At 42.1% G+C, this 12,389-nt stretch carries 12 protein-coding genes; 10 read left to right on the top strand and 2 right to left on the bottom strand.

Translation table 11 applies throughout. The features are described 5' to 3' along the window. Positions 1 to 2,831: ribonuclease E (gene rne, locus BCU91_RS19945; RefSeq protein ID WP_102532221.1), on the bottom strand; the 2,831-nt coding region annotated here is incomplete at its 3' end. Positions 2,832 to 3,432: 601 nt separating this feature from the next. Between rne and rluC the strand changes: the two genes are divergently transcribed. Beyond that, entirely contained in the window at positions 3,433 to 4,389 is a 957-nt protein-coding gene (gene rluC, locus BCU91_RS19940) for a 23S rRNA pseudouridine(955/2504/2580) synthase RluC (RefSeq protein ID WP_102520007.1), read from the top strand. Continuing rightward, complete coding sequence (locus tag BCU91_RS19935; protein WP_102440289.1) at positions 4,386 to 5,042, top strand: HAD-IIIA family hydrolase; 657 nt, start codon at positions 4,386 to 4,388, stop codon at positions 5,040 to 5,042. The genes rluC and BCU91_RS19935 overlap by 4 nt, the downstream gene beginning before the upstream one ends. Before the next feature lie 180 nt (positions 5,043 to 5,222). Here the strand turns inward: BCU91_RS19935 and BCU91_RS19930 are convergent, their stop codons facing one another. After that, positions 5,223 to 5,831, bottom strand: coding sequence for a nucleoside triphosphate pyrophosphatase (locus BCU91_RS19930; RefSeq protein WP_102532220.1), 609 nt, complete (start codon positions 5,829 to 5,831; stop codon positions 5,223 to 5,225). A 240-nt stretch (positions 5,832 to 6,071) separates the two neighbouring features. On the opposite strand from BCU91_RS19930, the gene yceD reads away from it, so the two are divergent. From yceD to fabF, 8 genes are all read left to right on the top strand, one after another. Continuing rightward, positions 6,072 to 6,596, top strand: coding sequence for a 23S rRNA accumulation protein YceD (gene yceD / locus BCU91_RS19925; protein ID WP_076536204.1), 525 nt, complete (start codon positions 6,072 to 6,074; stop codon positions 6,594 to 6,596). A 17-nt stretch (positions 6,597 to 6,613) separates the two neighbouring features. After that, positions 6,614 to 6,784 (top strand): 50S ribosomal protein L32, encoded by a 171-nt coding sequence (gene rpmF, locus BCU91_RS19920; RefSeq protein WP_011496728.1) that lies wholly within the window; start codon positions 6,614 to 6,616, stop codon positions 6,782 to 6,784. 14 nt (positions 6,785 to 6,798) lie between these two features. Continuing rightward, the gene (plsX, locus tag BCU91_RS19915; protein WP_102532219.1) at positions 6,799 to 7,827 is read left to right on the top strand and encodes a phosphate acyltransferase PlsX; all 1,029 of its coding nucleotides are present in this window, start codon (positions 6,799 to 6,801) and stop codon (positions 7,825 to 7,827) included. Positions 7,828 to 7,836: 9 nt separating this feature from the next. After that, on the top strand, positions 7,837 to 8,796 hold the full coding sequence (locus tag BCU91_RS19910; RefSeq protein ID WP_102532218.1) for a beta-ketoacyl-ACP synthase III: 960 nt from the start codon (positions 7,837 to 7,839) through the stop codon (positions 8,794 to 8,796). A 106-nt stretch (positions 8,797 to 8,902) separates the two neighbouring features. Further along, positions 8,903 to 9,829 (top strand): ACP S-malonyltransferase, encoded by a 927-nt coding sequence (gene fabD, locus BCU91_RS19905; protein WP_102532217.1) that lies wholly within the window; start codon positions 8,903 to 8,905, stop codon positions 9,827 to 9,829. A gap of 9 nt (positions 9,830 to 9,838) precedes the next feature. Beyond that, positions 9,839 to 10,585 (top strand): 3-oxoacyl-ACP reductase FabG, encoded by a 747-nt coding sequence (gene fabG / locus BCU91_RS19900; protein WP_102477237.1) that lies wholly within the window; start codon positions 9,839 to 9,841, stop codon positions 10,583 to 10,585. A 160-nt stretch (positions 10,586 to 10,745) separates the two neighbouring features. After that, positions 10,746 to 10,979: an acyl carrier protein gene (gene acpP / locus BCU91_RS19895; protein ID WP_011496723.1), complete on the top strand. Its 234-nt coding sequence runs from the start codon at positions 10,746 to 10,748 to the stop codon at positions 10,977 to 10,979. Positions 10,980 to 11,176: 197 nt separating this feature from the next. Continuing rightward, on the top strand, positions 11,177 to 12,389 hold a 1,213-nt coding region (fabF, locus tag BCU91_RS19890), incomplete at its 3' end, for a beta-ketoacyl-ACP synthase II (protein ID WP_102532216.1).

The following is a 12,389-nucleotide window of genomic DNA, read 5'->3' as shown; positions in this document are numbered from 1 at the left end:
GTTTCAGTTTTCACTTCAACTGCTGGCGTTTCAGTTTTTACTTCAACTGCTGGCGTTTCAGTTTTAACTTCAACTGCTGGCGTTTCAGTTTTCACTTCAACTGCTGGGGTTTCAGTTTTAACTTCAACCGCTGGGGTTTCAGTTTTAACTTCAACCGCTGGCGTTTCAATTTTAACTTCTACTGCAGGTGTTTCGGCTTTAACTTCGACAGCTGGCGTTTCTACAGTAGGTGCAGCTTTAGCTTCGTTAGCTTGCTCTGCATCAAGTTGTTTTTCTAGCTCATCAACAGATGTAAATACAGCAGGGCTTGACGAGGTATCATCTTCATCACGACGACGACGTTGACCCGCTGCACGAAGGTGGCGAGGGCTACGACGGCTACGGCGCTGTCCTTCACGCTTGTCATCAGCATCTTCATTTACGGTTTCAGAAGCATCTTGAGTTGCAGTGATTTCTTCTGCAGATGTTGTGTTAGCAACAGCGGTTTCAGTAACAGGCGCCTGAACCGGTGCTTGCGCTTCAACTGGCGTTTCAGCTTCTACTTTAATGTCAGTTTCAGTGCTAACGTCTTTAGTCACTGGAACAGTAGCCTTAGCTTCAGATTTAGCTGAATCATTTTTAGTGATAACTTCAGCGTCTTTTCTTGGGCGGCGAGTACGGGCAGGTTTTGAATCCTGTTTGGTCTCTGGCTTAGCTTTAGGTTCAACTGCAACTTCAACCTGTGAAGTGGTGGTTTCCGCTAATTTAGCTTCGTTTTGCTCATTTTCAATTCGCACTTTACGACGCATGTTACGACGTTGACGACGCTCTCTCGCTGCTTCTTGCTTAGGCGATTTCTCAGCATCTTGACGTGGTTTTTCTGTCTTCGCTTTTGGCTCTGCTTTAGTTGGACGCTTATCAAGTTGTTCTTTATTAGCTACATCTCTGTCCGACTTTTTATTGCGCGCTTTATTATCACGACCTTTATTATCAGCGTCGTTGCGAGTATTACGGCGGTTGTCATTTCGAGAATCGTTACGACGACTGTCATTACGAGAGTCGTTACGACGATTACGACGGTTGTTTTGTGCTTCTTTACGGTTCTTATCAGCAGATTTAGTTTCAGTTTTAACTGGCTCTGGTGAGGCGAATAAACCACTAATAGCAGCAACAATTTTTGAGAAGAACCCAGGCTCTGCAGGCGCAGCCGGTTTGGCTACTGCAGCAGGTTTAGCTGCAGTTGTAGCTGCTGGCGCCGCTTTAGGGGTACCGAAGCCTTTAATTGCTGGCTGTTGTGCTTCCGCGCGCTCTAATTTGCGAGGCTCGTAAAGTTTTGCAGCAGGCTTTTCAACACGCTTGTAGCTTGACTCAACCACTTCATCATCGCTTCTGAGGCGTGATACGCGGTAATCTGGTGTGGTCATATGTGCATCTGGGATGACATAAACTTCAACTTTATGGCGCTCTTCAGTAATACGAATTGCTTTACGCTTTTCATTTAACAAGAAGGCCGCTACATCGACAGGCACTACTGCTTCTATTTGAGTGGTGTTTTCTTTAATTGCTTCTTCTTCCATTAAGCGAAGAATAGAAAGCGCTAAAGACTCAGTGCTACGAATCGTACCTTGACCGTGACAGCGAGGACATAAATGGCCAGCTGACTCACCAAGAGAAGGACGAAGACGTTGACGAGACATTTCCATCAGGCCGAAGCGTGAGATGCGACCGAGTTGAACACGGGCACGATCTAAATGAACCGCATCACGCATTCTATTTTCAACTTCACGTTGGTGTCTAACAGGGGTCATATCGATGAAATCGATAACCACTAAACCGCCTAAGTCACGAAGACGTAATTGACGGGCAATTTCATCAGCAGCTTCTAGGTTAGTGTTTAATGCTGTTTCTTCGATATCACCGCCTTTGGTTGCGCGTGCAGAGTTAATATCGATAGAGGTCAACGCTTCAGTTGGGTCAATAACGATTGAACCACCTGAAGGCAAACGTACTTCACGTTGGAAAGCCGACTCGATTTGAGATTCAATTTGGAAGTGAGTAAATAACGGCACTTCTGATTCATAACGCTTAACGCGCTCAACAAAATCTGGTCGAACTAAACCTATGTGCTGTTTAGCTTCTTCAAAAATGCGCGGGTGGTCGATTAGAATTTCACCGACATCACGGCGTAAGTAGTCACGTATTGCGCGAACAATAACGTTACTCTCTTGGTGAATTAAGAAAGGTGCAGGTTTGGTTTGCGCGGCCTCTTGAATTGCATCCCAGTGATGTTGTAAAACTTTCAAGTCCCACTTTAATTCAGCAGCATCTTTACCAACACCTGCAGTTCGAACGATTAAGCCCATACCGTTTGGCACTGATAACTCAGACATTGCCGCTTTAAGTTCAGTACGCTCATCACCTTCAATGCGACGAGAAATACCGCCAGCACGTGGGTTATTAGGCATAAGTACTAAGTAAGAACCTGCAAGACTGATAAAGGTTGTTAGCGCAGCGCCTTTATTACCGCGTTCTTCTTTATCAATTTGAACGATAACTTCTTGACCTTCAGATACCACTTCTTTGATATTTGGACGGCCTTGGAAAGAGTAACCTTTAGGGAAGTATTCGCGAGCAATTTCTTTTAGCGGTAAGAAACCATGGCGATCAGCACCATAGTCAACAAAAGCAGCTTCTAAAGAAGGTTCTACGCGGGTGATAGTACCTTTATAGATATTTGATTTTTTTTGTTCATGGCCTGGGCTTTCGATGTCCAGATCATACAATTGTTGCCCATCAACTAGGGCAACACGCAACTCTTCAGACTGAGTTGCATTAATTAACATACGTTTCATGATGACTTAATTCTTCTAATAAGGTCATCAAACAAAGTAAATTCGCTGCATTACGGGCCTAAAATGGTTATGCACAAAGCCTCGCGGCTGGTTTTTAGGCAAGTTAGGTGCGCATTACTGTAAGACGCATCGCTGCGTGTCGCATCCTATTTATGGCTTATTTTTTAATAATTACAAAAACAAGGAATTGGTTGTTCATTATCAACCAACCCCATAAATTTAATATTTCTTCCGATAATGCCCAAGTCGAATTGGTTTGTTTGATAACAAGCTAAAATTTGTTCGAATTTGGGGTGGTATTTTTCAGGAAAACTTTTAAAATAAAGATGACACCGACGGTTTAATTGTAAAAACGAATTATTTCGTTTTGTGATGTTTACAATTTGCAAATCAATGACTTGCTACCAGTCTTGTTCATGAATTCTACTGAAAAAACACCGTAATAAATTGAGTTTGTGAACATTTTATCCACTGTTTATCCTCAATCACAGCGCAAATATAGCAATAATCAATTTAGACAGCAATCAAAACTCTCATTCTTATTGTCCCATCAGGTAGAAACTTAGGTTACAATACGCGCCGTAATAACTTAAGGCGCATCATGAATACAGAAACTCCCACAAAAGTTCAATTGGTCACTATTGATGAAGACCATTTCGAACAACGCATTGACAATTTTCTTCTCACCAAATTGAAAGGTGTACCTAAAAGCATGATTTACCGAATCGTGCGTAAAGGTGAGGTGAGGGTTAATAAAAAAAGAGTGAAGCCAGAATACAAGCTTCAACTTGAAGATGTTGTTCGTATTCCGCCAGTTAGAATTGCGGAAAAAGACAACCGCACAGCGCCGTCTGCAAAACTGTCTAAAGTAAGCCAGTTAGAAAGCAGAATCATTCATGAAGATAATCATCTTATCGTGCTGAACAAACCTGCAGGTATCGCAGTTCATGGTGGTAGCGGTGTCGATTACGGTGTGATTGAAGGATTACGTTCTTTAAGGCCACAGCAAAAATTTTTAGAGCTAGTACATCGTTTAGATAAAGACACCTCTGGCGTGTTGCTTATTGCCAAAAAGCGCAGTGCACTTAAGCATTTGCATGAGCAACTTAGAAACAAAACGATGCAAAAGGATTACCTTGCATTAGTTAGAGGTGATTGGCAGGCAAAAGACAAAGTGGTTAAAGTGCCTTTGCTAAAAATTACCTTAAAATCCGGCGAACGTATTGTTCGTGCCAATCAAGAAGGTAAACCTTCTGAAACACGTTACAAAATTATGCAGCGTTACCAAGGATGTACCTTAGTCAAAGCCAGTCCAGTGACAGGTCGAACTCACCAAATTCGCGTGCATTGTCAATATGCCGGCCATGCTATTGCGTGTGACGACAAATACAGTGAGCAAAAATTTGACGATTCTATGCGGGCTAAAGGTTTAAATCGTTTGTTCTTGCATGCTGCAGAGCTTAAATTTAAACATCCTGACAATGATGAAGTCACCACAGTCAAAGCGCCACTTGATGATGTTTTGTTAGCCACTTTAGATAAATTGACTCGTGCATGAAGCTAAATAATATTAAGCAGTACCAATTAGTGATTTTTGATTGGGATGGCACCTTAATGGATTCAGTCGGTAAAATTGTCGATTGTATGCAAAGCGTGGCGCAATCATTAGCACTTGATATTCCCTCTGAGCAAGCGGTTAGGGATATCATTGGCTTGTCTTTATTACCTGCGTTAGAAAAATTATTTCCTCATCATGGGAATAAGTACGATGAATTAATCGCAGGTTATAAACACTATTACCTTAATGTTAATCTAACACCATCGCCTTTGTTTGACGGCATAGAGCATTTACTTGCACAACTCAAAACCGCTGGTTACACCTTGGCAATTGCCACTGGTAAAAGGCGGGCGGGCTTAGACCGAATGTTGGCTGAAACTGGTTTAGGGCAATATTTTGTCGCGACTCGCTCAGCCGATGAAGCGCATTCGAAACCGCATCCATCGATGATTTTATCTTTGCTCGAAGAGTTAAATATTAACGCGGATCAAGCGGTGATGATCGGTGATTCAAAACTTGATATTGCGATGGCGAACAATGCTAAGGTAAACAGTATTGCGGTCACCTATGGCGCCCATAGCCTAGAGGATCTGTTAACTGAAGGGCCCACAGCCACAGTTAATCAGCCGAAAGATATTTTATTACATATATAAGCAGAGCCATAATACGCTTTGCTTACTTTTGTAATTCATAAAGCCGATGTTAACCGCATCGGCTTTTTTGTGAGCCAATTACCAGTTGAACTGACAGCTAGCCAAAGCGGCATTGTGCAAGCTAAAGACGGTCTTGTTGAAAATTTAGCATTGTGTAAATATTTTTTAGCATCAAAAAGTTTATAGCACGTTTATATTATGGCGCTTTAATAGCTCGATTAAGCGGATTAATGGCAGACCAATGAGGGTATTAGGGTCATCTCCCTCAAGGCGTTCAAATAAAGCAATACCCAGTCCTTCAGATTTAAAACTACCTGCGCAATATAAAGGCTGCTCTAAATCAACATAACGCTCAATTTCTGCAGTCGTTAATTTTTTAAAGTGCACAGTGAAGGGTTCTACAATGCTATAAGCTTGCTGTGTGACATTATGGATAACACTTAAGCCAGTATAAAAGGTAATAGATTGACCTGAGGCTTGCTTAAGTTGTTTAACTGCGTTTTGTTTGTCTAGTGGTTTACCAATGATTTGTCCATTAATGACGGCCACTTGATCAGAGCCGATGATCACAGCAGGAATATGCGCTTGCTGACAGCTCGTTTGATTAAATAACTCAACACCAGCTTTTGCTTTTAATTGCGCTAAACGCAAAACTAATTGCTGCGCTGTTTCATCTTTAAGCGGCGTTTCATTGGTTTTTGGGCTGACACATTCAAACGGCAGTTGTAATTTTTCTAATAACGCTTTGCGATAAATAGAGGTGGAAGCTAGGATGATTTTAGTGTTCATGGCTCACTATTCGGGGAATTAGACAATTACTTCTATAATACGATAAAAAAGCGACTGAATGGAGTAATTTTAGTCGGATCGCGCTTGTGATCGCGGGCTGTGACAGGTAAAATTTCGCTTCGATCCATTTTAATGTTGGTGTTTAAGTAATGAGTCTATTTTGTTTGGTTAAGTCATTAACCACAATTTGGATAAATTTTCTTTGACTCTAGCGTTTTCAAACTATAATATGCGCGCCTTATGCAAACAGTAAAGATACCAGTATCAATTGATCCTATTCGAACTGCAGCCAGTGGTCTTCGTTATGAAGGCATAGTGCCTGGGGTTCAAAATAAGCGATTAAATGAATTATGTGCTGGCGATTGTTCCGATGTGACAGTGTCGTTAGAATGTGGCGTCGATATTCAGGGGATAGTCTACCTTCGCGGGAAGGCTGTGACGGAGCTCACTCTGCTATGTCAACGTTGTATGACACCATATACCACAAAGGTTACGGTCGACTTCAGCTTTGGTCTTTGTAAGACCCAAGATGAAATCGATGAGCTCCCGGATGCGTATGAGCCGATTGAGTGCAATGAAATTGGTGAAGTTCGTCTACATCAATTGGTTGAAGATGAATTGATAATCGCTATGCCAATTATTCCTATGCATCAGAATGATGATTGCAATTTAGGAACGAGCGACGTAGTTGTAGGCGAGATTGACCCCTCTCATGAGGAGCGTCCAAATCCGTTTGCAGTGTTAGAAAAACTGAAGAGCAAGTAATCTAGGAGACAGGTCAAATGGCTGTACAACAGAATAAAAAATCACGTTCAAAGCGCGGCATGCGCCGTTCACACGATGCATTGAGCACAGCTCAATTATCTGTAGACGCTACTAGCGGTGAATTACATCTACGTCACAATGTGACTGCTGATGGTTTTTACCGCGGTAAAAAGGTTATCAACAAGTAATTGTTGCTAATCTTATGACGAATCTGACGCTCGCGTTAGATGTGATGGGGGGCGATCATGGCCCCCTCGTCACAGTGCCTGCAGCCTTGCAGGCACTGAAATTTAACCCTCAATTATCAATTTATCTAGTCGGTAATCAAGCCGAAATAGACCCATATCTAATTGATATTGAAACGGCTATTCAAGCAAGAATTCAAATTATCCATACCACTGAAGTCATCACTATGTGTGATCGACCAATTCATGCTATCCGTTCTAAAAAACAAAGTTCAATGCGCTTAGCATTAGAATTAGTTAAAGATGGTAAGGCTCAGGCCTGTGTGAGTGCGGGTAATACTGGCGCGTTAATGGCGCTATCAAAGATCTTATTAAAAACCTTGCCCGGTGTAGATAGACCTGCATTAGTCAGTTGTTTACCTGCTATGACAGGTAAACCAGTCTATTTACTCGATCTGGGTGCTAACGTTTCTTGCGATTCTGAAACCTTGTTTCAGTTTGCTGTCATGGGCTCGGTGTTATGTGAAGTTGTGCATAAAAGTTCTAGACCAAAAATTGCGTTACTTAACGTCGGTATTGAAGACGTTAAAGGTAACGATCAAGTCCAACAAGCAGCTCAGCACCTGATACACACTTCTCAAGTCAATTACGATGGCTTTATTGAAGGTGATGAGATATTTACCGGCAAAGTCGATGTTATCGTCTGTGACGGCTTTGTTGGCAACATTACATTAAAAACATCTGAAGGTATTGCTAAGTTATTAGTTCATCAATTAAAACATGGATTAACTCAAGGCTTTTTCGTTCGTTTGTTATCAAAATTCCTCGCTCCACGTATCCAAGCTGTACTGAGTAAGATGAACCCCGACCACTACAATGGTGCAAGTCTGATAGGATTGCGCGGAATAGTAGTAAAAAGTCACGGAAATGCTGATGAAGCCGCTTATTTACAAGCAATCAATTTAGCTGCAACGGAAGCAAAACGTCGTTTACCGGAAATGATTAAAGATCGTCTGGAGACGATTCTTTTAGACATCAATAGCTGATCTCATAATATGTATACAAAAATTCTCGGAACTGGTAGTTATCTGCCGGTGCAAGTTCGTAGTAACCACGATCTAGAAAAAATGGTCGACACCTCTGACCAATGGATTGTGGAACGTACGGGTATTTCAGAGCGACGCATCGCTGCAGAAGATGAATCTGTGACTACCATGGGTTATCAAGCTGCACTGAAAGCCTTAGAAATGGCAGGTGTTGAAGCAAGCGAATTAGATATGATTGTCTGTGGTACAACCAGTGCCAATAATGCATTTCCAGCAGCGGCTTGCGAAATACAAAAATTATTAGGCATTCATACTATTCCTGCATTTGATATTGCTGCCGCATGTTCAGGCTTTGTTTATGCATTGTCGGTTGCAGATCAATTTATTAAAACCGGTGCCGCTAAGAAAATATTGGTGGTGGGCGCTGACGTGTTGTCACGCCTGTGCGATCCTGAAGATCGCAGTACCATCATATTATTTGGTGATGGTGCTGGCGCTGCGGTCATTGGCGCCAGTGAGCAACCGGGTATTATTTCAACCCATATTTATGCCGATGGCCGCCAGGGGGATTTGCTAAAGTGCACATTCCCGCCTCGGGCCAGCGAAACATCAGAAGCTGTGAGCTTTATGACCATGAAGGGCAATGATGTCTTTAAGTTTGCGGTGACGCAATTATCCCATGTGGTGACAGAAACGCTGCGAATTAATAATATCGACAAGTCTGAAATTGATTGGTTAGTACCACATCAAGCCAACTTTAGAATTATTAAAGCGACCGCCAAAAAGTTAGATATGAGTTTAGATAAAGTGGTATTAACGCTGGCAAAGCACGGTAATACTTCAGCAGCTTCTGTGCCTATCGCGTTAGATGAGGCAGTAAGAGATGGCCGTATTAAACGCGGACAGCTTATTTTACTTGAAGCATTTGGCGGTGGATTTGCTTGGGGCAGTGCGCTAGTTAGATTCTAGATATCATTGATAAATAGCAGTAGGATATAACGCGATTAATTTATATTTTACAGCTAGCAAAAAATAAAAAGTTGTTTTTCAAAAACGAATAAAGGTAATAATTATAATGGAAAATATAGCGTTTGTTTTTCCAGGTCAAGGCTCGCAATCAGTTGGTATGCTTGCTGATTTAGCAGCTGATTACCCTGTAGTAACTGAGACATTTGCTCAGGCGAGTGCCGTATTAGGTTACGACTTATGGGCATTGGTGCAAGATGGACCTGCTGAAACTCTAAATGAAACAGATAAAACTCAGCCTGCATTATTAACCGCAAGTGTGGCTATCTGGCGCGTTATCGAAGCAAGTGGCACGATTAAACCTGCTGTTTTAGCAGGCCATAGTTTAGGTGAGTATTCAGCATTAGTGTGTGCTGGCATTATTGCCTTTGAAGATGCGGTAAAATTAGTTGAATTGCGCGGTCAATTAATGCAGCAAGCAGTACCAGCAGGTACCGGTGCTATGTACGCCATTATTGGTTTAGATAATGATGCAATTGCTAAGGCATGTGAAGAGTCAGCAAATGGCGCTGTTGTTAGCCCTGTGAATTTTAATAGTCCTGGCCAAGTAGTTATTGCGGGTGAAAAAGAAGCCACAGAAAGAGCCGCTGGCGCATGTAAAGCTGCTGGCGCTAAAATGGCAGTTGCTTTACCTGTGAGTGTGCCGTCACATTGCGCATTAATGAAACCTGCAGCTGATAAACTGGCACTTGCATTAGAGAATATCAAGTTTAACTCGTCGGTTATTTCTGTGATTAATAACGTTGATGTAGCAAGCCCTAATGATGCAGCTGCAATTAAAGATGCGCTAGTTCGCCAATTATATTGCCCGGTACGTTGGAGTGAGACAGTTGAGTTAATGGCAAGTCAGGGGATTACTGATTTAGCTGAAATTGGCCCTGGTAAAGTATTAACAGGGTTATCAAAAAGAATTAATAAGTCATTAAAAGGGCAAGCAATTAATAATGCAGCCACTTTATCAGCTTTAATCCAATAAGGAATATTCATGAGCATTAGCTTTGATTTAACAGGTAAAGTCGCGTTAGTTACTGGCGCAAGTCGTGGTATTGGCCGTGCCATCAGTGAAACACTGGTTGAAGCAGGCGCTACCGTGATCGGCACTGCAACCAGTGAAAAAGGTGCCGCTGCAATTCAAGATTACCTTGGTGATAACGGCTTTGGTTTAGTATTAAATGTGACTGATAGTGAATCAGTTACACAATTATTCAGCCAGATAAAAGAAAAAGCCGGTGATGTTGATATCTTAGTAAACAATGCTGGTATCACACGTGATAATTTATTAATGCGCATGAAAGATGATGAGTGGCATGATATTCTTGACACTAATTTGACATCACTGTTTAGATTATCCAAGCCGGTTATGCGGTCTATGATGAAAAAGCGCAGCGGCCGTATTATTAATATTGGCTCTGTGGTCGGAACCATGGGTAATGCCGGGCAAGTAAACTACTCAGCAGCTAAAGCTGGTTTGATTGGATTTACAAAATCTCTTGCAAGAGAGGTTGCATCTCGTCAAATTACCGTTAATGCTGTTGCCCCTGGATTTATCCAAACAGACATGACAGATGAGCTTAATGAAGAGCAGCAAAAAGCTTTCATGGCGCAAGTTCCAATGGCTCGACTCGGTCAGGCGCAAGAGATTGCCAATGCGGTATTGTTTCTAGCTTCTGACTCTGCAGCTTACATCACTGGTGAAACTTTGCATGTAAACGGCGGAATGTACATGGTCTAAGGACCATAATTGATAACGACTTTTATTGAATCTCGTTTGATATCAAAGTATGATAATTTTCGTGGTTAGACCACGAAAACTAAGCTTGCAATGTCAGCTGGATCGAATAAACTACTCTCAATCTTACGCAAGTGTGTAATTTGAATAGGAAAGAAAACTAATGAGCAACATCGAAGAACGTGTAAAGAAAATCATTATTGAGCAACTTGGCGTTAAGGAAGAAGACGTTAAATCAGCTGCATCATTCGTAGACGATTTAGGTGCAGATTCTCTGGACACTGTTGAATTGGTTATGGCTCTAGAAGAAGAGTTTGACACTGAGATCCCTGATGAAGAAGCTGAAAAGATCACTACTGTTCAAGCAGCGATCGATTACGTTTCAAAAAATCAGTAATCCCTGATTCACTAAAACAGGTGGCATTTATGCCGCCTGTTTTTGTTTGTGGCGTCGAATAAATGTCGACTTAACTCTCTATAAAAGTGAGTTAACCCATCATTTCTTATCATCCGTTTGATCTTTTTCCTTTGATTGGTGGTGGGTTAACAGAATATCTCTTGGCGAATGCCTAATAAAATACAAAGGTGAATGCTGTGTCTAAACGTCGTGTGGTAATTACAGGTTTAGGACTAGTTACTCCAGTGGGTAACGATGTCGAATCTTCTTGGCAATCTTTATTAGCTGGTAAAAGTGGTATTGCACCTATTACCAAATTTGATGCAACTGAATTTAGTACTCGTTTCAGTGGCTCGGTAAAAGACTTCGATGTTGAGCAATATATGTCTCGCAAAGATGCCCGTAAAATGGATTTATTTATCCAATACGGCATGGCTGCAGGTATACAAGCAATGACAGACTCAGGTCTTGATATGGAACAAGAAAATCCAGCGCGAGTTGGCACAGCGATTGGTGCTGGTATGGGCGGAATGCCATTAATTGAGCAAAATCATGCAGCATTGCTTAAAGGTGGCCCTCGAAAAGTGTCGCCATTTTTTGTTCCTAGCACCATTATTAATATGATTTCTGGTCATTTATCTATTAAGTATGGCATGACTGGGCCAAACTTTGCAGTGACAACAGCTTGTACAACGGGTGTGCATAATATTGGTTTTGCAGCGCGTACGATTGCCTACGGTGACGCCGACGTTATGGTTGCTGGCGGCGCTGAAGATGTTACTTGTCCGTTAGCTGTTGCTGGTTTTGGCAGCGCCAAAGCCTTGTCAACTCGTAATGACGATCCAACCGCTGCAAGCCGCCCATGGGATAAAGACCGTGATGGTTTTGTTATCGGTGATGGCGCAGGTGTGTTGGTGATGGAAGAGTATGAGCATGCTAAGGCGCGCGGCGCTAAAATTTATGCAGAGCTTGTTGGCTTTGGTATGAGTGGCGATGCTTTTCATATGACATCACCACCAAGTGATGGTGCGGGCGCTGCTGCAGCAATGGTTAATGCCATTAATGATGCGCAAATTGCCAATGAAGAGGTTGGTTATATCAATGCCCATGGCACTTCGACTCCAGCAGGTGATAAAGCTGAAGCGGCTGCGGTTAAGTCGGTGTTTGGCGACTATGCTTATGATTTACTTGTAAGTTCTACTAAATCTATGACCGGACATTTATTAGGTGCAGCGGGCTCAGTTGAAGCAATTATTACAATCTTAGCGTTGCGGGATCAAATTGTACCGCCTACCATTAATTTGGATAACCCTGATGAAGGTTGTGACTTAGATTTTGTACCGCACGTAGCCAAACCCCATAGTTTTGATTATGCATTGTGTAACTCATTTGGCTTTGGTGGCACTAATG

Source organism: Shewanella sp. 10N.286.52.B9 (assembly GCF_002873635.1).
In the GTDB taxonomy this organism is placed as follows: Bacteria; Pseudomonadota; Gammaproteobacteria; order Enterobacterales; family Shewanellaceae; genus Shewanella.
This window is presented reverse-complemented; position numbering and strand designations above follow the sequence as displayed.